The sequence below is a fragment of the Bacillus cereus group sp. BceL062 genome, assembly GCF_051780025.1.
GTDB lineage: Bacteria > Bacillota > Bacilli > Bacillales > Bacillaceae_G > Bacillus_A > Bacillus_A toyonensis.
The window spans coordinates 561,573-584,361 of sequence record NZ_JBPWGY010000002.1 but is presented as its reverse complement, the minus strand read 5'-3'; the positions used below and the strand labels follow the sequence as shown (position 1 = coordinate 584,361).

The following is a 22,789-nucleotide window of genomic DNA, read 5'->3' as shown; positions in this document are numbered from 1 at the left end:
AATATATTCGGATATAAAGGAGATTTTAAAAATGGCAGAATTCAAAGAGCAAGTATTAGATATTTTAGAAGAAGTATGTGAGAACGATATTGTGAAAGAAAACTTAGATGTTCAATTATTTGAAGAAGGTATTCTTGATTCTTTCGCTGTAGTATCTTTATTAGTTGAATTCCAAGAGCGTTTAGATATTGAAGTTTCTATTTCTGATTTTGACCGTGACGAGTGGGCTACACCAAACATGGTTATTAAGAAGTTGGAAGAAATCCGATGAACAAAGCAAAATTTGGTCCGATGCTTTTAGCATTGGCCCTTTTTGCTGTATTCTTACTTATTCCGACGCGCTTCCTACTTCCACTTTTAAGTGATGAAAAAGTAGAACAAGCTGCAACTTCTTTGAAAGAAGAAAAGATTCAAAGTATGATTTTACAGCAAAAGATGTTAGCAGATCCGAAATATCTTCCGATGTACGGTTCATCGGAATTCGCACGTATGGATGCTTTTCATCCATCAAATTATTTCAAAGTAAAGCCTGAAGGGTTCACACCATTCCTTCTTGGACGAGGCGGAACACAAGACCTTGTACACGTATTAAACTTTGCATCTACAATGGATCAATTGAAAGACAAGAAAATGGTATTCGTTCTTTCTCCGCAATGGTTTGTGCCACAAGGTATTGATGAAACACACTTTGCACCTAACTTTTCAAAACAACAAGGCTATCATTTCCTTTTCAATGATGACTTAAAGCCTGAAATGAAAAAACAAATTGCAAAGCGTTTATTAAACTTTGAGATCGTTAAGAAAGAAACTTTACTTAAAGTTTCGCTTGAAGGTATCGCTTATGATGATACAAAGCATAAAGTAAAAGCACTTGCTGCTAAGCCTTTCGCTTATGTGTATCGTAATATTTTAGATCGTAAAGATTTATTTACAGCAATGTTTGATATTAAACCGCATAAAGAAAAACTTGACCCTTCATTAAAACAAATGAACTGGGATGAAGCTCGTAAACATGCGGATCAAACAGGTGCAGCAGAATCAGGGTCTAATGAATACGGTATTGAAGACGATTACTTCAATAGCAAAATTAAGAAGAAATTAAAGCAGCGTGAAGGCTACTTAAAAAATGATGCTTATGACCAATCACCAGAATATGAAGACTTACAACTTGTACTTGATTTATTAAAACAATCTGGTGCAAAACCACTCTTCATTTCTGTTCCTGTAAAAGGTCCTTGGTACGATTACGCTGGATTCCCGAAAGAACGCCGCGAAGCGTACTATAAGAAAGTTCATGAGCAAATTGAGAAAGCTGGTTATCCAATTGCCGACTTCTCAAACCATGAATATGATAAATACTTCTTAAAAGATCATATGCACTTAGGTTGGAAAGGCTGGGTTTACATCGACGAGGCCATCCAACAATTTTATAAAGCAAACTAATGAAAAGACCGCTTGAATTATTCAAGTGGTCTTTTTCTATATACATTTTGTAATTGTTCCATTACATCCTCTGCTTCTTTCACGACCCGCTCCACTACGTGCTGAGCTGGCTCAATTCTTGCTAATGCCGATGCTTGTCCCGCCCAAAGTGACATATATTCTCCCTTGTTTTGCGTCGCTGCTTCTTGGCGTATTTTAGAAGTTAATGCGTTTTGCACTGGATACATCGGAAGCCCTTCTTCTTTTCCTTCGTGTCTCTCTATAAATTCATTACGAATACCCCGTGCATATTTCCCGGAAAACGCACGAGTTACAATTGTACTCGTATCTGTACTTTTTAATACAGCCTCTTTATATACGTCATGTGTAATACTTTCTTCACTCGTTAAAAAAGCTGATCCCATTTGAACAGCTTCTGCCCCTAACGCAAATGCCGCAACAAGCCCTTGTCCGTTCATTACACCACCTGCTGCAACAATTGGGATATGCGGAGCTGCCGCTACTAACTGCGGAATTAACGCAAACGTACCAATCATTGCATCTTGTTCTTTCCCGATAAACGTTCCTCTATGACCTCCTGCTTCGCTACCTTGCCCGGCGATAATATCTACTCCTAGCTCGGCAAGTGCTCTCGCTTCTGCTACATGAGTCGCTGTTCCGATGACTTTTATTCCTCTTCTTTTTAATTCATCTATTTCTTCTTGTTCTAACGTTTGGAATGCAAAGCTAACGACCGGTACCTTTTCTTCTACTAACACTTGTAATTGTTCTTTATAACTTTTTGGAAGATTTACTACATCCTCTTCCTCAATACCTAACTCTCTATTCACTCCATTAAGTAAGACTTTCGCCTCATTTATCTTCTCTTTTTCTATCTGCACCTCTTTCGTTAACAGTAAATTAACACCGAAAGGCTTATTTGTTAGTTCCCTTATTTTATAAATCGCTTTACGAATTTGTTCTGGGCTCATATAGCCTGCTCCAAGCGTTCCTAATCCTCCGCTATTACTTACAGCTGCAACAAGTTCTGGCGTTGTAATGGCACCCGCCATACCTGCTTGAATGATGGGATACTTAATTTGCAATATGTCTATTACTCGACTTGTAAACATCATTTCCCCTCCTATCCCCCTTATATCTTCTTTATTTGACAAGCTTTCCCCTTCTTTTACAAGGGTTGAACTTCATATGAAGCGAATATATTGAAAGAGAAGGAGGCTGAAAACAATGATTTATCCAAATGCGTTAAAACATGGTGATACAGTAATGATTATTGCACCGTCTGGTCCACCTACAATTGAAAGTGTATTAAAAGGTGTAAATGTATTACAAGAGATGGGATTATCCGTAATAATTGGGAAGAGTATTTATGAAAAGTATGGGTATTTAGCTGGAAGTGACCAAGTTCGTCTTGATGATATACATGAAGCCTTTACAAATAATGAAGTAAAAGCAATTTTCTGTGCACGAGGTGGTTACGGAAGCGCTCGTCTTCTCCCTCACATTCAATATGAAATCATTCAACAAAATCCAAAAATTTTTTGGGGATACAGCGATATTACAGCTTTACATACTGCTTTTTCACGTTATGCAAAGCTTGTTACGTTTCATGGTCCGATGATTGAAGAAGTAGGCAAAGGTATAGATTCTCTCTCTTTATCTTCTTTCAATCAGCTCTTCCACCCGTATTCTTCTATCTTATCTGCATCAGAATGTATCGTACCTAACTCAGCCTGTACAGCTACCGGTACATTAGTTGGAGGGAATTTAGCTGTTTTAACGAGTGTAATTGGTTCACCCTATGAAATAAGTACAGCCAATACACTTTTATTGCTTGAAGATATCGGGGAAGAACCGTACCGCATCGATCGTATGTTAAATCAACTACTTTTATCTGGAAAGTTTAATGAATGCAATGGCGTTATTTTTTCAAGTTGTCATAATTGCACCCCTTCTAAACCATCTCAATCATTGCAAACAATATTATATGAATATTTCATGCCATATGATATACCTGTCCTATTCGGTTTACCGATTGGACATATAAATCCAAATATCGGTATTCCCCTTGGAGCTACAGCAACAATAAATACAAATAATAAAACACTCTCTATTTCTTCAGGCGTAGCACTCCATGTTTAAATTAAAAAGGAAAAGCGATTAAGCTTTTCCTTTTACTTATAATAATTAAAAATTCGTCCAGATGCGATATCTGCAATTTCTTCCGGAATAAATGTTTTACTTATATCAGTACCAACATTTAATACAGCTGTTGCATCCTTCTCAATGCCACCAAATAATTCTTTTCCACGTATCGTAATAAGGGGTGTACCTTCTGGCAACACATCTTTTACAAATTTCAATTGTGTAAAGAACGGAACGATCCATCTACCCTCTCCTTGGAAATGACGCAAACGAAGTGTTCCTTCCGTTGCCCCGTCTTCTGCTTCAAGTGAACCAGCAACATAAAACTCCGTTGATAAGAGCAATTCATAAAATTCCTTTTGCTTTTGTTTATCCTCACCTGCTAAAGCGAGTACTTTTTCTATTTTCTTTACTGAAATTTGCTCCATATGATGCCACCCCTATTTTCAAAATGATTATACTTAGATTATACGAAATATTCTTATTTTTTTCTACATAATTCCGTAATTATTTTCTTAAAATAATTTTAAGATATCTTCAGTCGTAACGATTTTAGCAAATTCATCATGTAAGTTTACAAGTGTCATATTGTGAATGTCCTCTGCACTATACTCTGCCCCGTCCAGACCTTTCCGATTGAATGCAGCCGTCGCATCGCTCACTAAATACGTTGTAAATCCTAAATTACCTGCCATCCGTGTTGTAGTCTCCACACAATGATTTGTTGTTAATCCTACAATCACTACCGTATTACATTTTTTCTCTCTTAATTGTTCTTCTAAATTTGTCCCAATGAACGCGCTATTAACGGATTTCTGGATAATTATTTCATCTCGCAGTGGTTTCACCTCTTCTTTAAAGTTTACTGTTTCTGCTTGTTGATAAAACATCGACTGAACATTTTCTTTATTTACATGTTGAATATGAAAAACTGGTCGCTTCCTTCTTCTCCATTCTTCTAATAAATTTTTCATATTTTCTTCAGCAAAAAGATTATTTCTCTCCCCCCAGTATGGTAATTGAAACGCCTTTTGTACATCAATTATGATAAGTGCTATTTGATTAATCATCATTTTCTCCTTAATTTGGTTGTAGTTGAAATACAAAACCAAGTTGCTGCGACGCAGTAATAAAACAAATATAAGCACAAAGTTCTACAATTTCTTTTTCCGTCCAATATTGTTTTAATACATGAAACATATTATCATCTATCGCCTTTCGATCATGAACAAATGTATGCGCAAAAGTAACGGCTACACTAATCTCCTCTGCCTTTTGCACATCATCAGGTCTTCCCTTTGCCATGCAATACGGACATTCATTCCCATATGCTAATGTTCTTCTCACTTGCTCCTTCAACTCTGCTGAAAGTGTTCCTTTATTGTACAGTGTATCCTCTAACGTACTCCACGAATGTAATATATCTGGATTATGGCCTAATAACTTTTGAAACTTTGTATCTCCTACATTTGATAATGAAATTCTCTCCATCATTTCCCCTCCTATTTCCTTCTATTTTATTGTAAAATAAATGAAGTTCACTTTACATTTCATATGAATCTTAATTCATATTTTTTCTTTACAAAAATTATCATTTTGCTGGAGGTATATTTACAAATGCAACTAGACCGTGTTGATCGAAAGATTTTAAATGAATTATATAATGATAGTCGCCTTTCCATGCGCGAATTAGCAAAGCGAGTAAACTTATCCGCTCCGTCTACTACAGAACGTGTTCGTAAACTTGAAAGTGAAGGAATTATTCAAAAATACACAATCGATATTGATTATAAAAAAGCAGGACTTGTTTTAGATTGTATTTTAGAAATCACTTTAAAAAATGGTGATACAACACGTATGCAACAGTTTATCCAATCTTATCCATCTGCAAGTTTTTGTTACCGAGTAACAGGAAGCTTATGCTACATTGTAAAAATTTCTGTTCCTTCACTCGTTGAACTTGAAGAATTTATCAATGATGTTTCTTCATATGCAACGACAGTTTCTCATATCGTATTATCAGAAGTATCTCTTACTCCAGACATTGAGCATATCTTCCCAGAAAATTAATTTATTTTTATCACGCTATTTGTTGGCAGTAAAACTCCCACCTCAAAATTCAGTTGCAGCCAAAAAGTTAATAGGGAGTCTGGCTACCCGTAAACGCCCAATTGGTGAAGGTTAATAATCGGTGCGGATGAATAAAACTCCAACTCATTAAAGTTTCACTTTATTCACAAAAAATCTAAAAACCCCTTACAAAAAGAATAAAAATAATATATTATGTATTAAAATACATAAAGTTCGAGAAAGGGGCTTTACATTGAAAATCTGGTTTTATGAAAAAACAGCACAATTAGATGACTTGCTTGGTATTTGGGACAATGTTCCGACGATCCCTCGAATTGGTGAAAAAGTGGAGCTTTTAAAAACTGTCCGCACTGTTACAGATATTAAATATGTAAAGAACGGTAATAATTTTCGTGTAGAAATTATTACGAATTAAAAAACATCTCTCCTTTTATACAGGAGAGATGTTTTTTAATTATCTATCATGTGCTTTTTTTATAACGATTTTATCTTCTTCTACAGAAACTGTTACATAATCATTTTCTTCTAACCGAAGCTTATTTACCGCTTCATCTGGTAGTTCTACAGCCATCAATCTATTTGTTACGATCACTTGACTATACAATTCATTTTCTTGTGATGCATTCACTACCTTTTCTTCATTTATGAAGCGCACTGGTGGCACACCCACTTCTTTTACTGTACGCCATTGTTTCCAAACATAAGGAATTAACCAAAGTAACCCAACAACTGTAAGACCGATACCAATCCATAAATTACTTTGTGCTTGTAATTCAGGAATTGAGATTGCAGTATCTTCTTCTCCACCGACAAATTGCATACTTGTCGCAATTAAATTATTAAGAGCATGCACAGCAATATTCGTCCATATATTTTTCGTTTTTATGTATAAAAGGCACATAACAACACCAAACATGAAAGCACCAATAACATCAAAGTGTCCTAAACCAAAAATAAGTGAAGATATAATTACAGCTTTTTTAATTCCCCATTTATAAGCCATTCGCTGTAAAAAGAATCCCCTAAAAATAATCTCTTCCATAATAGGTGCTAATACACATGCTGAAATGAAAGTAAATATCGTCATATATATGTTACTCGTATTAATAGCAGTTCCATCTTCTAACATGGTAACTAAGAAATTCGGTAACGTATGTGCTAATATGTAAAATTGAATATGAGATATACCGACTGAAAAAATCATTCCCATTATCGTTGCTAATAAAATGAGTCCCCACGGTAAACGTCCTGGCTTATCAAAGAAACTTTTAAAAACAACATTATTTTTATTCGCTTTTACGTACAACCAAAATAACGGAAATACAAAAAATACAGTTATTTGTGAAATAACCTCTAACGTGCTATCAGAAACATTTGATAAACCTAATGGAATCATCGTAAGAAACAGCCCTATCATCATCCATCCAAAAAAGCTACGTAGTCTTATACGTGAAAATGCATATTGCAATATTGCACACCTCCAAAGATTGTTAAAGTAAAACTTTAATCAGTTATAGGGAACCCTTCTCCTACAAATAGCAGGATAACTATATTATAATATGAATATAGTTGAAAATCTTCCTATTTTTCTCAAATGCTTTCGAGCAACGTATCTCTTAACATATATAATAACGAATTTATTGGATATACCATATCACAGTTCTTCAACTTCGTTACAACTTACATTTGCTGTACTTAAATAGCTGGAGAAGATCCGGTATTCTATCGCTAACAGCATCTCAAATTAACAATACAGAATACTAGAAATGTAAAAAACTATGTAATAAAAATCCCCGTTTTTACAAACGGGGATTTCTTTTATTATAATACGTCACGTTTTTGGAATAATGCACTTGATGCTACAAGTAATACAGCAAAATATGCAGCTAAAAGTAATAATGAAGTTGTAAACGTAAATTCTGCAAATGGTGGCTCCATTCCACCGCTTACCAATTTATTACTGTCGTAAGCTCTTAAATCTAAATGGAAGAATACTACAAACTTCGCTACACCTTTTGCAAACATCATTAGTGCAATAGTAATTGCTCCTTGCAAGAAATATAAGAACAACGTAATAATTAATGGCAATACGGATTTTCTAAATACATTTGCTAAGAAAAAGGCAAGTGTTGCAAAGAAAAATGGTGATACAAGCTGATATAACATCGTTTTTAAAACAATTCCTAACGTTAAATCTGTTTTACTACCATCCATTACAATACCACCAATAATCGTTGCAATGAACATACCAGCAAATATGATAAATAGCATCGCTAATAACACAGTAATATATTTAGAAAATAAAACTGTAAGTCGTTTTCTTGGACGAATTAACAATTGTTTAATTGTACCTTTTTGGAACTCATCAGTAAGAGTACGGGCTGCAAGTGTGATCCCAAAAATTGTTGCGAATAAAACGATTAAACCAATCTCTGAGTTTGCATAATCTAAATACGACCCCTTAAACTCATCACCTTTTCCCCACTTCATCATTGCTAAATTTCCTAAAATTTCGAGTGCCGCAATGACACCGATTAAAATATACATACCTTTTTTCGCATGTAACTTTAAAAATTCATTTTGAATTAATTTAAACATTACGCTTTCACTCCCCCAGTAATCGCTAAGAATTCATCCTCTAACGTTTTATTTTGAACGGTAACACCATATACAAGCACATCAGCATGCACAAGTTTTTTTACAAGCTGTGGAATTCTCTCTTTTGTTACAGATGCCACAATTACATTCTCCTGTGCTTTACCTTTAATAATTTCATTCGCTTTCTGAACTTCATCTACTTCGAACGCTACTACTACTGTCTCATCATGTTTCGCTTGTTCATGTAAGTTGTACTCTTGTACAAACTCACCTTGTTTAATAATTACGACGCGATCACACATTAATTCAATTTCACTTAATAAGTGACTCGATACGATTACCGCGATATTCTCTTCTTTCGCTAGTCGTTGTAAATAATCACGAATTTGGCGAATACCAGCTGGATCTAATCCATTTGTCGGTTCATCTAAAATTAATATTTTCGGCTGATGAAGTAACGCCTGCGCAATTCCTAAACGTTGTTTCATACCAAGTGAGTATGTTTTTACCTTTTTATGAATTGCATGCTCTAATTCAACAAGCTTTACAATTTCAGCGATGCGCTCTTTATTAATAGGTGTAATTGCCATGTTCGCAAAATGCTTTAAGTTTTGCATACCAGTCATATAATCATATAGTTCCGGATTTTCTACAATCGCTCCAATTTGCTCTAACGCCTTTTCACGTTCCGTGCGAATGCTATGACCACAAATTGTAATATCGCCTTCTGTCATAGAAATAAGACCTGTCATCATACGAATTGTCGTCGTCTTACCACTACCGTTCGGTCCAAGGAATCCGTACACTTCCCCTTCTCGCACCTCAAATGATAAACCTCGAATAATTTCTGTTCTACCAATCTTTTTTCGAACATTTTCTAATTTTACTACTACATTTCCCAATGCTGATTCCTCCTTTAGACTTCTAGTTTTTTGTCGATTATGCGGCCTGTAATGACTAGTAATATAATTGTTAATAAACAATTAAAACATAGATTTAAAACTGTAATATCTGTGCCAGAATAGAATGATGTATTTAAAAAGCCATTTTGATCTATAAATCCAATATTATTTATGGCAAACACATACTTTTCTATTTGATGAAAGATATACGTTATTCCCCCATTAAATGCGATAAAAATGAAGAATAAGACTACGCAAACAATCTTACTCATCGATGATTTCACATTGAATAGCTTCACAATTACTATAATTAAATAAACTGAAACTAGCATATTAACAAAATCTAGTCCCCATAAGAAAATAGATAACATATGATGGAATATTCCATAATCATATAAACTGTGGATCGCTTGCTGAACACCTAAATTTGTTTTTCCATTGTAAATATTTAAAGAAAAATAGTATAGAAAAATGATTCCTATTCCTAGTAAAATCATAAAGAGTAGTACAGAAAATAAAACATTTGCACATATATACTTTTGTGCTGAAATAGAAGTACAACGTAGCATAGAGTTTTTTAGCATTTTTCGAAAAGACGATATACCTGTTAGAAAAATTGCAAATCCATTTATACCTAGTACGATAAAAAATATAATAATGATTATATCTTGCCTACCTGAAATTCTAGCTCCTGAAACTCCTTTCATATTAAATAAAAGAATTAATGAAACTGTAATAAATCCGAAGTAAATAATGGCTATCTTTCTCTTATTACAATTATACAAATAACGAAAAAGCTGATTCATTTCTCATAGGCCTCCTTAAACAGCTCATGTACTGCTTTCCCTTTTTGAAATCGTAGTTCTTCCACATTTTCATGCAATATTATTTCTCCATCTTTCAAAAAGATTACTTCATCAAATATATTTTCGATTTCTCTTATTAAATGAGTCGATATAAGCAACGTACAATCTTCACGATAAAATTTAAGGATTAGCTCAAGTACATGTTCCCTAGAAACAAGATCTATCCCGCCCAGTGGTTCATCCAGTACGTATAACTTCGCTTTTCGAGAAAATGTTAAAATGATTTGCAGCTTCTCAATCATCCCTTTTGACAATGCTTTAATTTTTTCTTCTAACGGTATTTTGAATTCCACAATCGTATCTACTGCTTTTTGAATATCGAAGTCTTTATAAAAATCTCGATAGAAAAATAAAGCATCTTTTACAGTCATCCAATCATCAAAGACTGGCTTATCGGACATAAATGAAACAATTTCTTTCGTCTCTAACCCAACTTTTTTACCGTTAATTGTAATGCTACCTTCAGAAGGGTGCTGCAAACCTGCAATCATTTTCAATAACGTCGTTTTCCCGCTCCCATTATCTCCAACAAGCCCTATAATTTTCCCTTCCGTAATCTCTATGTTCAATTCACGAATCACTGCTTTTAATCCGTATCTCTTCCATAAGTTTTCTATTTTTAATAGTTCTGTCATTTGCTCTCCTCCCTCTTCTCATGTAAGGAAGAACGAAGAATTGAAAGGATTTCGTCTTCTGAAAACCCTAAGTTATCCATTCCATCTATAAAAGAATGAAGTAATTCTTTCGCCATATCTTTGCGCAGCTCCATAATTTTCTCCCCTTCATTCGTTACATATCGTCCCATTCCTCTACGCGTTACAACAACACCATCCCGTTCCAATTCTTGAAATGTTCGTTGAATTGTATTTGGATTTACTTGTAATTCACTCGCTAATTCACGTACAGAGGGAATTTTATCACCAGGCGATAAATGCCCAACTACAATTTCTTTTTTTATGTATTCCATTACCTGAATGTAAATGGGTGTATTTGGAGAAAATTCTATTTTCATTTCTTCCCTCCTTCTGTCTTAGTGTACTAGTTAAATAGTACACTAAGACAGAGTATATGTAAATACTTACAAATAAAATGTAATAAAAAGGCAGTGCAACTTTCGTTACACTGCCTCCTTACAATCAAAACTAGTACAGTAAACAATATGATAGTTTTACTAGTTTGAATCCGTATATAATTTTATACAAAAATTACTTTCCTTTTACTAGCGCTAGTACAGATTTAAACGTATTAATAACTGTATCTACCTCTTCATAACTAATTGTAAGAGATGGTTCGATACGAATTGTTTTTGAATTAATTAACGTTCCAGCAACGAGAATACCTTGATCAAACATTGCCTTTGACACTTCGTAACCAATCTCGTCTTTATGGAATTCAATACCAATCATTAAACCTTGACCACGAATTTCAAAGATTTTATCCTCGTGCCCTTCTGCTGCTTGTTTCAATCCATTTAAGAAATACGCCCCAACTTCAGCAGCACGTTCTGGTAATTTCTCTTCCAATAATACATGGATTGTTGCAATTGCAGCCGCACATGCCAGCGGATTCCCTCCAAATGTTGTTGTATGCATAAATGGATTTTCAAACCAACTTTGGAATACTTTTTCTTTCGCAACGATAGCTCCTGCTGGCATGACGCCTCCACCAAATGCCTTCGCCAGACAAATAATATCCGGCACAACATCATATAATTCCGCTGCAAACATTTTCCCTGTACGTCCCATTCCAGTTTGTACTTCATCGAAAATAAGGAGTGATCCAAACTCATCACAAAGCTCTCGTACTTGTTTCAAATAATTTTCTGGAGGTAAAATAATACCGCCCTCTCCTTGAATTGGTTCTAAAATAACTGCTGCAACATCTTCTCCCACTAATGCGCATGTCTCAAATGTTTTTCTCATCATATCAATATCGCCAAATGGGACATGACGGAAACCCGGAATTAATGGTAAAAATGGCTTGCGGAACATTCCTTTTGCCGTCCCAGATAAAGCACCAAGGCTCTTACCATGGAAAGCACGAGTTGTAGAAATGAAAGTTGTTCGTTCACTATACATTTTTGCTAGTTTTAATGCTGCCTCTACACTTTCAGTTCCACTATTTGTGAAGAAGGCATATTTCAAATCACCAGGTGTAATATCCGCTAAAATCTTTGCAAGAATCGCTCGAAGTGGATCTAGTAAATCTTGACTGTGTAATGCTTGACGCTTTAGTTGATCTGTCACAGCTTTTACTACTTTCGGATTACGGTGACCAACATTGTAAATTCCGAATCCACCTAAACAGTCAATATATTTTTTACCATTAATATCCATAAAACAAGATCCTTCATCAGACCATTCTACTGCCGCAAATTGTCCATCCTTTGTTACTGTTTTTCTATATGCTAGAAAACCAGGATTCACATGCTCTCTAAATCCATCTACTGTTTCTTTTTGAATCCAGTTTGCTTCTTCTTCAGAAACTTTTTCTTTTTCAATTAACTGTAGTACTTTCGTAATATACTCATTTACATTTGAACCTTTTACATCTTGTTCATTCAATTTATTTTCCACGTTCGTTCCCATTTATTTCACTCCTATATTCTTTTTATTTGCAAACCAACCAATAGGTTCTACTTCTAGATTTATATTAATCTGCTTAATTTCTTGAAATTCCTCTAAACCAAACGTTCCTAGACTACGACCTATACCACTTTGCTTATATCCACCCCAAGGTGCCTCATTGTATGTTGGATGATAGCTGTTAATCCACGTAATTCCTGCGCGAAGCTTGCGAATTACACGCATTGCTTTCGCACCATCAACTGTAAATACCCCTCCAGCTAAGCCATAATCTGTACCATTTGCTAACTCAATTGCTTCCTGTTCATTTTTAAACTTTTGAATTACTACAACAGGACCGAAAATTTCTTCCTGTACAATGCGCATATCGAGTTTTACATTGACAAAGACCGTTGGTTCAATAAAGAAACCTTCACCTTTTCCATCAGTCAGTATTCGCTTACCTCCACAAGCGATGTCTGCACCTTCGTCTTTCCCAATTTCAATGTAGCGTAATACTTTTTCCATATGTTCTTGACTTACAAGTGGTCCCATTTCTGATTCAGGATTATCACCAGGCCCAACGTTAATTTGCTGCGCTCGCTCCACAAAACTATTAATAAATTTATCGTAAACGCTTTCTTCAACAAGGATTCTCGATCCTGCTGAACATACTTGTCCGCTACCTGCATAAATACCAAATAGTGCATAATCAATAGCTGTTTCAAAATCTGCATCTGCAAAAATAATATTCGGTGATTTGCCTCCAAGTTCTAGCGAAATCTTTTTCATATTATCTGCTGCCGTTCTCATAATGTGCTTACCTGTTTTTGTTCCACCTGTAAAGGAAATCATATCCACTTTACTACTCGCTGCAATTTCATTCCCTACTATTGGACCGGCCCCCATTACCATATTAGCAACACCTTTTGGTATCCCTACTTTTTCAAGGATTTCGAATAGCTTTGTCGCAGTAATTGGTGTCACTTCAGAAGGTTTAAACACAATTGTATTTCCAGCTGCTAAAGCAGGTGCAATTTTCCATACACTCATCAATAGCGGATAATTCCATGGAACAATTAATCCACAAACACCAACTGGCTCTCTTACAACCATTGCTTGCATTGGATCGGCTACATGATATGTTTGCCCATCTGGCTTTGTAATCAATCCAGCATAATAGCGAAAACAAGCCGCTGCATCTCCAATATCTCCTTCTGCCTCACGGTATGTTTTTCCATTATCCATTGTTTCAAGATACACTAACTCTTCCATATTTTTATCAATTTCATCTGCTATTTTAAATAAATATGATGCCCTTTCAGCAGTGGATGTTTCTGACCAAATTCCACTATCGAAAGTCGCTCTTGCCACTTCGATCGCGTATTTTGTATCCTCAATTGTTCCCTCAGGTGCATATGCTATACCCTTGCCATTCGCAGGGTTAATTATTGTTCTTTTTTCTTGATTACTAGACTCTCTCCATTCACCGTTTACATACATTTTTAAATCTAGCACTATATTGAATCCTCCTTTATTGATCGTTTATATATTTATAAGCAAGTTTCATGCCAACATTTAAAGCACAAAGGAATCCTATAAAAACTAACTATATTCTTACGTGTAATAAAAAAGAAATATGCGTTGTTGCATACACTATTCCACTTTGCATAAAACAAAATGTAGATCAGTACCATTACCATCTTTCATTTTGCTGAAATGTGAGATGATAGTACTTGCCAACCACGAATAGCGGAAAACTCGCTAAACTAACAAAAAAGGAGAAGTCTATGTGACCTTCTCCTTTTTTAGGAATACGAGATTATATCAGTTGGCATTCCTTTTTCACTGACAATCCTTTGATATTTTCGACTCACTGAAGATTGGCTAATGCCAAGAGCTTTTGCTGCCTTAGTCGTTGTTTTATACTGCTTCATTGCAAGTAAAATCAATTGTTCTTCTACAGAATGTAGTGCTTCTTGTAACGGTAATACTCTCGTAATAACTGGTTTTGATTTTTTAAAGTCATAACCGGGGGTTAAAAACTTACTAACAAACTCAGCTTCAATTACTGGATCGTCTGCTGATACTACTAAACGTTCAATCATATTTTGTAATTCACGTACATTTCCTGGCCATGAATAAAACTCTAGTAAGTTAAGTGCATCCGGAGTTAAATGATAGTTTTTATTATATTTTTCATTTAACTGTTGTAAAAAATGAAAAGCGAGTACTGGGACATCTTCCATTCGTTCTCGTAGAGGAGGCACTTGCAATGGAATTACATTTAAGCGATAAAATAAATCTTCACGGAACGTTCCTGCCTCTACCATCTTTTCCAGACTTTTATTTGTAGCGGCAATAATTTGTACATTTATTTTCGTAGGTATTGTACTTCCAATAGGAATTACTTCTTGTTCCTGCAGGACCCTAAGCAATTTCACCTGCAAATGTAGAGGCATTTCTCCAATTTCATCTAAAAATAAAATACCTTGATCAGCTCGCTTGAAATATCCTTCTTTTCCATTTTTATCTGCTCCTGTAAAAGCACCTTTCGTATAACCAAATAGTTCACTTTCTAACAAAGTTTCTGGAATTGCACCACAATTTAATTTTAAAAATGGCTTTGCAGATCGCTTTCCAAGTTGATGAATTGCTTGAGCAATTACTTCCTTCCCGACGCCCGATTCTCCGGAAATAAGAACATTGGAAGAGAAATCTGCTATTTTTTTAGCTTGGTTTATAATTTGCTCCATTTTCGGACTACAGTAAATAAGTTTCTTAAGAAAACGATCTTTATTTTTAAAATCATCTAATTCCTTCTTATATTGCTCTGATATTCTCTTTATTTCATGTAATTCCGTCTTTAATCTCGTAGCTTCTGTAATATCTCTTGAAGCAATAATAATACGATGAAGCTCTCCGTTTTCATCAAATACAGGATTTCCAACTGCCAATATTTTTCTTCCACTTTTTGTTTCTTGTACAACTGATACCTTTTTTTGTTGCTCCAATACTAATCGCGTAACAGATGGACTAAATAACCCTTTCTGTTCTAAGTCTAAAAGGTTTTTACCTAAAAGATCCTTCAAATTACTCCCCCAAAAATCATTAATAACGGTTTCACTGTAACGAATTAATTCCCCTTTATGATTAACAACTAATATTTCATCATAAATACTAGACAAAATTGCATGCAAATCTTTGTTTAAATCCTTTATATATTCAATTTCCATTGCCATGTCCTCAACCATCGGCAAATCTTGTACGATAATAACCATTCCTTCAATATTTCCATCAAAGTTTGGAATGGGACTGTAGTCAACTAATACACCCATCTCATTTGTGATTTGTAATTGATTCAAAATTGTCTTTCCCGTTGCAAATACGTTATTAATATGTCCTTCGTTAAAAATTTGTTCTGCTGGTACATTCATTACTCTTTCAGGTGTAGATTTAATCATCTTCAAACCAGATTCATTGCAATTTACAATTTTCTTTTCACGATCCACTACAAAAATCCCCATTGGAATAGACGTTAAAATAATTTTTAATATATCAACACTCTGATTTTCTTGTTTAAATAGTTCTGCAAAAACATCTTCTCTTCTTATATATCCTATTAACTCATCCATTTCATTTTTCACTATCGCAATCGGCGCTCCAATAATTTGAAACAGAGCTGTTAAAGAAATATTTTTACTAAGATAACATATTGTATCTAGCGAAACTGCATTTGCAAGCAATGCCTTAGAATGTAAGTCCTTACTGTTTGATAGCAGATCCTTGACATGAACGTATGCAAATAATTTCTCTCCCCTTTTTAAAAATAGAAAAGGTTCTTTTATATTTTCAACGTCTATATTCCATTCCTTTTCGGATTGATCGATAGGTAGAGAAACAATAGGTCTAATTTTATTACGAGCAATGGAAAACATTCTGCTATTCCTCCTTTGGGCTACTTAATTTGTATTGTATCATTAAATGCAGATTTTTTTAATTAATCTGAAAATAAAACATTCTTTCCTTTACTTAATAAAAAAAGGAAGATGAGCACCTCCATCTTCCTCATTGTTCTATCATTAATCACTACCACTAACGAAAAGGTCTTCTTGAATATAAGCTAATACCATACCTGGAATTACTTTATCTCCTGCCTCTACTTCTAAAGAGTGAACTTCTCCGCTACATCCCATCTTAATTACTTCCAGTTTACCATTCATATCTTTAATCGAAAATAATGGCTCCCATTCATAAACTCGAGAATCCTTAACAATAGAAACTTTTTCAATTGTTCCATAGCATGGACTCGTAATAATATCATAGTACATAATCAATCATCCCCTTCTTTTATTCTATTAATATTGCTCTTCTAACCTTTGTGACTGAAGAATCATATAAAAAAAGCTTTGAAACTCTTCTATGTCTTCAATCTCAATTCCTAACCTCGGTGCCCAATATTGTTCCTCTACAATATCTTCTTGACTTAATAAAATCATTCTCCCATTTTGAATAGAGGTAACCATTGCTTTTCCAAGAAACTGTTGTGAATACGTAACAGCTATATCGTAACGATGACTTTTCGACAAAACACAATAATAACCGATTGGTTGTCTCTCCACTTCTTCTAATAAAATATCCAGTTTCATTTGAGCCCTCCTTTAGGTTAAAAATGCAACCAACCTCTTAGGCGCGATGCTTCTACAATCTTACGAACTCCTTCAATATAAGCAGCAATTTTCATATTTACTCCAAAGTGTTTTGAAGTGTCAAGTACGTTAGAAAAACTAGATGTAATTTTCTCCTTTAAACATTGATCAACATATTGCTCTGTCCAATAATATCCTTGATTATTTTGACACCATTCAAAATAAGAAACAATAACACCACCCGAGTTTGCTAAAATATCTGGAACAACCAAAACTCCCTTTTCTTCTAACATCGTTATCGCCTCTTTTGTTGTTGGACCATTTGCAGCCTCAATGATAATCTTACATCCAAGCTTTCCTGCATTATGTTTCGTAATGACTCCCCCAATTGCCGCTGGAATGAGTACATCACATTCTTTTTCTAACAACTCCTGATTAGAAATTGTTTTACTAAAGAGATTCGATACTACACCGAAAGAATCTCTGTTTTCTAATAAATAAGGAACATCTAAGCCGTCTGGATTATAAATTCCTCCTATAGCATCTGATACCCCAACTACTTTCACACCAATATCATATAAATATTTCGCCAAATACCCTCCAACATTCCCAAATCCTTGAATAATAACTCTCATATTTTGTAGTGGAATTTGTTTTAACTCACTTACTAACTGAAGCGTATACAATACACCTTTAGAAGTTGCTGTTTCCCGTCCTTGTGATCCTCCTAGCATTAATGGCTTCCCGGTTATAAAGCCTGGAGAGTCAAACTCCCTAATATGGTCATATTCATCTAGCATCCAAGCCATAATTTGCGCATTTGTGTACATATCAGGAGCCGGAATATCTTTCGTCGGTCCCACAATTTGACTTACTGCCCTTACATACCCACGACTCAATAACTCTAATTCTCTAAAACTCATCTCCTGTGGATTACAAATAATCCCGCCCTTTGCGCCTCCATATGGCAGTCCTGTCACTCCACATTTCAAGCTCATCCAGCCAGCAAGTGCTTTTACTTCTTCTGCCGTAACATCTGGATGGAATCTAATACCACCTTTCGTTGGCCCAGCTGCGTCATTATGCTGAGCACGATACCCTTGAAATACCTTTGTTGTTCCATCATCCATACGAACAGGAATACTTACTTCTAAAAAACGCATTGGTTTTTTCAGAAATTCAAATACTTCGTCTGGATAATGTAAAAAATGAAGCGCCTCTTTTAATATAGCTTGAAATTCCTCTAAAGGATTTTCAACCTCACCTGTATGTTTTTCTGACTGAATCGGCACGATAACACCCCGCTTTTTATTTTTACTAATTATACAAAGCAATAATCGTGCCAAGTGAAAATGCTACGATAATCATATTGTGTCACCCTCCTACTTATGACGCTTTGAATGACTTATGCAATACTGCATGATTATTAAATATAAAAAGCAAAAGACATCGGGATTTATCCGATGTCTTTTGCTTTTTACATTTCCTGCACTTCTTCAAAATGCATTTGCGGAGGAGCTAAGCGGAACATATTTGTAATATATAAAAGGTATCCCATTCCAATAGCAGCCCAGCAAATACCGAGAATAAGTGAATGAACATTGAGATTAAACCATAGTACTGCTACAGTACCAGCACCTAAAATAGGCATCACTAAAAAATTTAAACAGTCTTTTATCGTTTTATATCTTTTTTTCTTAATTACATAGTAGGAAATTACAGATAAATTAACAAATGTAAATGCAATAAGCGCTCCAAAATTAATAAGTGATGCTGCCGTTTCTAAATCAATGAATATCGCAGAGAGTGAAATAACTCCTACAATAATAATGTTATATACTGGCGTTCGCCAACGAGGATGAATGTATCCGAATATTTTTTTCGGAATAACATTATCTCGCCCCATTACGTACAATAATCTAGACACACTTGTATGAGAAGCTAAACCAGACGCGAGTGTCCCCATAAGCGTTCCTACTAAAAAGAAAGCTTGAAATAGTTTTCCACCAACATATAGCGCAATTTCTGGAGACGCTGATTCTTTATCTTTAAATACAGATGTATCTGGAAAGAAAGATTGTGTAAAATACGTAGTTGTAATGAATAAAACTCCACCGATTAAAGCAGTAAGAAAAATAGCCCGAGGTATTGTCTTCCTCGCGTTTGGTGTCTCTTCCGAAAATGTAGTTACTGCATCAAAACCTAAAAATGAAAAACAAAGAATTGTTGCACCTGCAACTAACGGTGATATTTGTATATCTGATTGAAAAAACGGCTGAATGGAAAAAACTTCTCCTGTTCCCTCTCCCGCTAATAAACCTTTTATAACTAGAAAAACAAACACGGCCATTACTAGCACTTGAAATATTACTAAAAACGTATTGAAGTTAGCAGTAACATTTACGCTAATAACATTTATAAGTGTAATCAGTAGAATAAAACCAATGACCCATATCCAATTAGGAACACTTGGAAAAAATGCTGACAAATAAATTCTCGTTAATAGTGCGTTCACCATCGGCAGAAACAAATAATCCAATAATGCGGACCATCCAACAAGAAACCCAAGTCTTGCACTAATTGTTTTCTGTGTATACGTATAAGCTGATCCTGCGGTAGGAAAAACCTTTACCATTTTGCCGTAGCTTGCAGCAGTAAACAACATCCCTGCTAATGCAATCAAATAAGCTCCTGGAACATGCCCACCCGTTTTTTCCGAAACGATTCCAAACGTATCAAATCCAACCATCGGTGTCATATACCCGACCCCTAGCATAACAATTGACCAAAGCCCTAACGAACGTTTTAAACCAACTACTTTTCCCACCTATCATTCCCCCTACTTTCTCTATCTCATTTTCATTTGAAAATCGACAGCGAAAAGGAAACGCTTTCAAATAGCTGTATACATCACACCAACTATTACAGTTCCCTTTTGTTTTTAAATATCATGCAATTTTCGAGCCAAAATGTATGTAATTAAAAGATTCAATTCGAAAGAAAACATATAGGTGGAATGAGGCCTCACTTCTTCTCATTTTTTATTCATTTTGACATAAGTTATTCAATCTCTCATACTGCTAAATATAAAAAATAAAACTTTAATTCGTGTTTTTATTTTCACTCCCTTACAAATTTGGCTTTTATGAGATAGGAATATTTCCATGAAATAATAACATTATGTAAACTATCCATAGAAAAAAGCTGTCTTTTCTATAAAGACAGCTTTTTCTATGACACGATATTAAAAATTGAATGCGAAGTCATCGTCAGATAACTTTTCAACGTTCGTTGCTTTTACGTAACCATTTCCTTTTACAGAGAAGAAATCATGGTTTTTCGTATCTGTACGTAGACCATTTAAAACGATTGGGTTAATTTCTTCTTCTTCAAACTTCGGTTCAAGTCCTAAATTCATAAGTCCTTTATTCGCATTGTAGCGAACGAAACGATTTACATCATCTACAAGACCGATAGAAGTGTAAATTTCTTCTGTGTATGCCATTTCAATTTCATATAGTTCCATTAATAACTCTTGCGTTTCTTTTTGCACTTCTTGTTGATCTTCTGCAGAAAGCTCTGCGAAAAGTTGTTGTGCTAAAATACCGACGAATACGCCGTGAATGGACTCATCACGAATGATTAGGTTAATAATTTCACCACTTGCCGTCAATTTACCTTGACCTGCTAAGTAAAGTGGATAGAAGAATCCACTATAGAATAAGTAACTTTCTAAGAACACACTTGCTACCATTGCCATGTATAACTCTTTTTTCGTTACTTGAGGCTTTAATAAACGACGATAGTAACGAGTAATAATACCAGCCTTTTTCTCAAGTAATGGATGATTGTCTACCCATTCAAAAATATCATCAATTTCTTCTTCCGTAGCTAACGTTGTAAAAATATGACTGTAACTCTTCGCATGAACTTCTTCCATAGCTCCCATGAAAGCTAATACACTTTTTGCTTGTAAATTTTCAAGATGAACAAGTACAAGTGGCATCCCTTCGCCACCTTGTTTCGTATCTAAAAGTGTTAAACCACCTAATACACGCTTATAAGCAATTTGCTCTTCTTTTGATAATTGTGCCCAAGTATTTTTGTCAGAAGACACCGCGATTTCTTCTTCTGTCCAAAACTGAGCGATGTTTTGCTTCCAAAACATTAAACTAAAATCGTCTTCCTTTTTGTTCCAGTTTACCGCACGCATTCAATCGCCCCTTCTCTAAATAAACATGAAAAATTGATAACTAAGCATGAGCAGGGTTCAGAAAACCCTGCTCATAATGTCTCACTTTTTTATATTAAACGGTACAAGCTACGCACTCTTCCACGCTTAATTTACGTGTTCTCGTATAATACAGACTCTTTAAGCCTTTTTTATGTGCATAGATGTAGTAACGTGCTAACTCACGTGTTGAAATATCACTATTAACGTAAAGAATTGTACTAATTCCTTGGTCAATATGCTCTTGAATTTCTGCAATTAAATCAATTAATTTAAACTGATTCATATCGTAAGAAGATTTATAGTACCAGAACGTATCTTTTGATAAATACGGCATTGGATAATATGTTGTCGCATTCGCATACGTTCTTGATTCGATTTGACTTACGATCGGCATTACGCTTGAAGTTGCATTTTGAACGTAACTGATAGATTGTGTTGGAGCGATAGCAAGACGGTATGAATTATATAATCCATTCTTCTGCACTTGCTCTTTTAAACTTGTCCAATCTTCTTTTGTTGGAATATGAATTCCTTCAAATAGTTGCTGAACTTTTTCAGTTACTGGGCTGTAATCTGTCGTTTCATACTTCTCAAAGTATGTGCCGTTCGCATAATCAGACTTATTGAAGTCTTTAAATGTTTCGCCTTTTTCTTTAGCGATTTCCATACTTTTCTCAATAGAGTAGTAATTTAACATCATAAAGAATGTACGAGCGAACTCTTTCGCTTCTGCACTTTCATAACCGATTTTATTTTTTGCTAAATATCCATGTAAGTTCATTGCTCCAAGTCCAACTGAATGAAGCTCATCATTTGCTTTTTTCACAGTTGGTGCATTCGGAATGATTGTCATATCAGAAACAGCTGTTAAAGCTTCCATTCCTGCATGAACTGCTTCACGAATTTCTTTATTTTCCATTACATTTACGATATTTAGTGATCCTAAGTTACAGTTAATATCGCGGCGGATAATGTCATCTGTACCATAATCATTTATTTCAGAAGTTTCTTGTAGCTGGAAGATTTCTGTCTCGAATGTTCAACCGAGTTCGCTACTCCTCAGTCCGTTGCTCATGCAACTGCTGTATGTCACCATACAGGACAGACTATATCATCACCTACAGCATTACCTGATTAGGTGCTCCGCTTTTCGAACGCCAATCACTTGCGCTCTACTCCCATAAGGGATAGTCGTTAGGCTTTTACTTATCTTAATCTTTCAGAAAGTCTCTTATTACTTTATGTTGTCCAATCACTCTGCTATACAAAATAATAAGATACATTCTGAACTTTTCTA

The 22,789-nt window shown here is 35.0% G+C and carries 24 protein-coding genes; 5 read left to right on the top strand and 19 right to left on the bottom strand.

From position 1 onward, the window contains the following. The first annotated feature begins 31 nt into the window (after positions 1 to 31). Both dltC and dltD read left to right on the top strand, forming a co-directional pair. A complete protein-coding gene (dltC, locus tag ACS2MN_RS08210; RefSeq protein ID WP_000807310.1) occupies positions 32 to 271 on the top strand; it encodes a D-alanine--poly(phosphoribitol) ligase subunit DltC in 240 nt (79 codons plus the stop codon). Further along, positions 268 to 1,443, top strand: coding sequence for a D-alanyl-lipoteichoic acid biosynthesis protein DltD (gene dltD, locus ACS2MN_RS08205; RefSeq protein WP_001030274.1), 1,176 nt, complete (start codon positions 268 to 270; stop codon positions 1,441 to 1,443). Before dltC ends, dltD begins: the two co-directional genes overlap by 4 nt. A gap of 17 nt (positions 1,444 to 1,460) precedes the next feature. Here dltD and ACS2MN_RS08200 read toward each other — a convergent pair whose 3' ends face one another. After that, positions 1,461 to 2,555, bottom strand: coding sequence for an NAD(P)H-dependent flavin oxidoreductase (locus ACS2MN_RS08200; protein ID WP_000495237.1), 1,095 nt, complete (start codon positions 2,553 to 2,555; stop codon positions 1,461 to 1,463). 115 nt (positions 2,556 to 2,670) lie between these two features. On the opposite strand from ACS2MN_RS08200, the gene ACS2MN_RS08195 reads away from it, so the two are divergent. Then, a complete protein-coding gene (locus ACS2MN_RS08195; protein WP_103592427.1) occupies positions 2,671 to 3,585 on the top strand; it encodes a S66 peptidase family protein in 915 nt (304 codons plus the stop codon). Positions 3,586 to 3,617: 32 nt separating this feature from the next. Here ACS2MN_RS08195 and ACS2MN_RS08190 read toward each other — a convergent pair whose 3' ends face one another. The 3 genes from ACS2MN_RS08190 to ACS2MN_RS08180 form a co-directional block, all read right to left on the bottom strand. After that, positions 3,618 to 4,016, bottom strand: a complete 399-nt coding sequence (locus ACS2MN_RS08190) for an SseB family protein (RefSeq protein ID WP_000435258.1) — start codon at positions 4,014 to 4,016, stop codon at positions 3,618 to 3,620. Between the two features lie 87 nt (positions 4,017 to 4,103). After that, a complete protein-coding gene (locus ACS2MN_RS08185; protein ID WP_000609831.1) occupies positions 4,104 to 4,658 on the bottom strand; it encodes a cysteine hydrolase family protein in 555 nt (184 codons plus the stop codon). Between the two features lie 10 nt (positions 4,659 to 4,668). Further along, a complete protein-coding gene (locus ACS2MN_RS08180; RefSeq protein ID WP_000439732.1) occupies positions 4,669 to 5,079 on the bottom strand; it encodes a carboxymuconolactone decarboxylase family protein in 411 nt (136 codons plus the stop codon). Positions 5,080 to 5,205: 126 nt separating this feature from the next. Between ACS2MN_RS08180 and ACS2MN_RS08175 the strand changes: the two genes are divergently transcribed. Beyond that, on the top strand, positions 5,206 to 5,658 hold the full coding sequence (locus ACS2MN_RS08175) for an Lrp/AsnC family transcriptional regulator (RefSeq protein ID WP_001175506.1): 453 nt from the start codon (positions 5,206 to 5,208) through the stop codon (positions 5,656 to 5,658). A gap of 253 nt (positions 5,659 to 5,911) precedes the next feature. After that, complete coding sequence (locus tag ACS2MN_RS08170) at positions 5,912 to 6,094, top strand: DUF3913 family protein (protein WP_000707110.1); 183 nt, start codon at positions 5,912 to 5,914, stop codon at positions 6,092 to 6,094. A 39-nt stretch (positions 6,095 to 6,133) separates the two neighbouring features. Here ACS2MN_RS08170 and ACS2MN_RS08165 read toward each other — a convergent pair whose 3' ends face one another. The 15 genes from ACS2MN_RS08165 to ACS2MN_RS08095 all read right to left on the bottom strand — a co-directional run bounded on the left by ACS2MN_RS08165 (position 6,134) and on the right by ACS2MN_RS08095 (position 22,516). Next, on the bottom strand, positions 6,134 to 7,147 hold the full coding sequence (locus tag ACS2MN_RS08165; protein ID WP_001198832.1) for a CPBP family intramembrane glutamic endopeptidase: 1,014 nt from the start codon (positions 7,145 to 7,147) through the stop codon (positions 6,134 to 6,136). Positions 7,148 to 7,500: 353 nt separating this feature from the next. After that, positions 7,501 to 8,277, bottom strand: a complete 777-nt coding sequence (locus ACS2MN_RS08160; RefSeq protein WP_000475420.1) for an ABC transporter permease — start codon at positions 8,275 to 8,277, stop codon at positions 7,501 to 7,503. Next, positions 8,277 to 9,179: an ABC transporter ATP-binding protein gene (locus tag ACS2MN_RS08155; protein ID WP_000528809.1), complete on the bottom strand. Its 903-nt coding sequence runs from the start codon at positions 9,177 to 9,179 to the stop codon at positions 8,277 to 8,279. The genes ACS2MN_RS08160 and ACS2MN_RS08155 overlap by 1 nt, the downstream gene beginning before the upstream one ends. Positions 9,180 to 9,193: 14 nt before the next feature. Further along, the gene (locus ACS2MN_RS08150; RefSeq protein ID WP_001072488.1) at positions 9,194 to 9,985 is read right to left on the bottom strand and encodes a hypothetical protein; all 792 of its coding nucleotides are present in this window, start codon (positions 9,983 to 9,985) and stop codon (positions 9,194 to 9,196) included. Then, positions 9,982 to 10,680, bottom strand: coding sequence for an ABC transporter ATP-binding protein (locus ACS2MN_RS08145; protein WP_088055433.1), 699 nt, complete (start codon positions 10,678 to 10,680; stop codon positions 9,982 to 9,984). Before ACS2MN_RS08145 ends, ACS2MN_RS08150 begins: the two co-directional genes overlap by 4 nt. Further along, on the bottom strand, positions 10,677 to 11,057 hold the full coding sequence (locus ACS2MN_RS08140; RefSeq protein WP_000687521.1) for a GntR family transcriptional regulator: 381 nt from the start codon (positions 11,055 to 11,057) through the stop codon (positions 10,677 to 10,679). Before ACS2MN_RS08140 ends, ACS2MN_RS08145 begins: the two co-directional genes overlap by 4 nt. Before the next feature lie 193 nt (positions 11,058 to 11,250). After that, positions 11,251 to 12,633, bottom strand: a complete 1,383-nt coding sequence (locus tag ACS2MN_RS08135) for a putrescine aminotransferase (RefSeq protein WP_000537091.1) — start codon at positions 12,631 to 12,633, stop codon at positions 11,251 to 11,253. After that, positions 12,634 to 14,127, bottom strand: a complete 1,494-nt coding sequence (locus tag ACS2MN_RS08130) for an aldehyde dehydrogenase family protein (protein ID WP_098805390.1) — start codon at positions 14,125 to 14,127, stop codon at positions 12,634 to 12,636. Between the two features lie 290 nt (positions 14,128 to 14,417). After that, a complete protein-coding gene (locus tag ACS2MN_RS08125) occupies positions 14,418 to 16,547 on the bottom strand; it encodes a sigma 54-interacting transcriptional regulator (RefSeq protein ID WP_000491359.1) in 2,130 nt (709 codons plus the stop codon). Between the two features lie 144 nt (positions 16,548 to 16,691). Next, complete coding sequence (locus ACS2MN_RS08120; protein ID WP_000291046.1) at positions 16,692 to 16,940, bottom strand: hypothetical protein; 249 nt, start codon at positions 16,938 to 16,940, stop codon at positions 16,692 to 16,694. Positions 16,941 to 16,967: 27 nt separating this feature from the next. After that, complete coding sequence (locus tag ACS2MN_RS08115) at positions 16,968 to 17,258, bottom strand: SAV0927 family protein (protein WP_000762558.1); 291 nt, start codon at positions 17,256 to 17,258, stop codon at positions 16,968 to 16,970. A 17-nt stretch (positions 17,259 to 17,275) separates the two neighbouring features. Further along, complete coding sequence (locus ACS2MN_RS08110) at positions 17,276 to 18,550, bottom strand: Glu/Leu/Phe/Val family dehydrogenase (RefSeq protein ID WP_015000270.1); 1,275 nt, start codon at positions 18,548 to 18,550, stop codon at positions 17,276 to 17,278. Between the two features lie 185 nt (positions 18,551 to 18,735). Next, positions 18,736 to 20,085, bottom strand: a complete 1,350-nt coding sequence (locus tag ACS2MN_RS08105; RefSeq protein ID WP_000521244.1) for an APC family permease — start codon at positions 20,083 to 20,085, stop codon at positions 18,736 to 18,738. Positions 20,086 to 20,502: 417 nt separating this feature from the next. After that, positions 20,503 to 21,471, bottom strand: coding sequence for a class 1b ribonucleoside-diphosphate reductase subunit beta (gene nrdF, locus ACS2MN_RS08100; protein WP_001203010.1), 969 nt, complete (start codon positions 21,469 to 21,471; stop codon positions 20,503 to 20,505). A 94-nt stretch (positions 21,472 to 21,565) separates the two neighbouring features. Then, positions 21,566 to 22,516 (bottom strand): ribonucleotide reductase, encoded by a 951-nt coding sequence (locus tag ACS2MN_RS08095; RefSeq protein ID WP_306472714.1) that lies wholly within the window; start codon positions 22,514 to 22,516, stop codon positions 21,566 to 21,568. Between the last annotated feature and the right edge of the window lie 273 nt (positions 22,517 to 22,789).

Excerpts from the sequence above, each read along its gene's own strand:
- dltC (WP_000807310.1), top strand. The coding sequence starts at position 32 with ATGGCAGAATTCAAAGAGCAAGTATTAGATATTTTAGAAGAAGTATGT.
- dltD (WP_001030274.1), top strand. The coding sequence starts at position 268 with ATGAACAAAGCAAAATTTGGTCCGATGCTTTTAGCATTGGCCCTTTTT.
- ACS2MN_RS08200 (WP_000495237.1), bottom strand. The coding sequence starts at position 2,555 with ATGTTTACAAGTCGAGTAATAGACATATTGCAAATTAAGTATCCCATC.
- ACS2MN_RS08195 (WP_103592427.1), top strand. The coding sequence starts at position 2,671 with ATGATTTATCCAAATGCGTTAAAACATGGTGATACAGTAATGATTATT.
- ACS2MN_RS08190 (WP_000435258.1), bottom strand. The coding sequence starts at position 4,016 with ATGGAGCAAATTTCAGTAAAGAAAATAGAAAAAGTACTCGCTTTAGCA.
- ACS2MN_RS08185 (WP_000609831.1), bottom strand. The coding sequence starts at position 4,658 with ATGATTAATCAAATAGCACTTATCATAATTGATGTACAAAAGGCGTTT.
- ACS2MN_RS08180 (WP_000439732.1), bottom strand. The coding sequence starts at position 5,079 with ATGGAGAGAATTTCATTATCAAATGTAGGAGATACAAAGTTTCAAAAG.
- ACS2MN_RS08175 (WP_001175506.1), top strand. The coding sequence starts at position 5,206 with ATGCAACTAGACCGTGTTGATCGAAAGATTTTAAATGAATTATATAAT.
- ACS2MN_RS08160 (WP_000475420.1), bottom strand. The coding sequence starts at position 8,277 with ATGTTTAAATTAATTCAAAATGAATTTTTAAAGTTACATGCGAAAAAA.
- ACS2MN_RS08150 (WP_001072488.1), bottom strand. The coding sequence starts at position 9,985 with ATGAATCAGCTTTTTCGTTATTTGTATAATTGTAATAAGAGAAAGATA.
- ACS2MN_RS08145 (WP_088055433.1), bottom strand. The coding sequence starts at position 10,680 with ATGACAGAACTATTAAAAATAGAAAACTTATGGAAGAGATACGGATTA.
- ACS2MN_RS08140 (WP_000687521.1), bottom strand. The coding sequence starts at position 11,057 with ATGAAAATAGAATTTTCTCCAAATACACCCATTTACATTCAGGTAATG.
- ACS2MN_RS08135 (WP_000537091.1), bottom strand. The coding sequence starts at position 12,633 with ATGGGAACGAACGTGGAAAATAAATTGAATGAACAAGATGTAAAAGGT.
- ACS2MN_RS08125 (WP_000491359.1), bottom strand. The coding sequence starts at position 16,547 with ATGTTTTCCATTGCTCGTAATAAAATTAGACCTATTGTTTCTCTACCT.
- ACS2MN_RS08120 (WP_000291046.1), bottom strand. The coding sequence starts at position 16,940 with ATGTACTATGATATTATTACGAGTCCATGCTATGGAACAATTGAAAAA.
- ACS2MN_RS08115 (WP_000762558.1), bottom strand. The coding sequence starts at position 17,258 with ATGAAACTGGATATTTTATTAGAAGAAGTGGAGAGACAACCAATCGGT.
- nrdF (WP_001203010.1), bottom strand. The coding sequence starts at position 21,471 with ATGCGTGCGGTAAACTGGAACAAAAAGGAAGACGATTTTAGTTTAATG.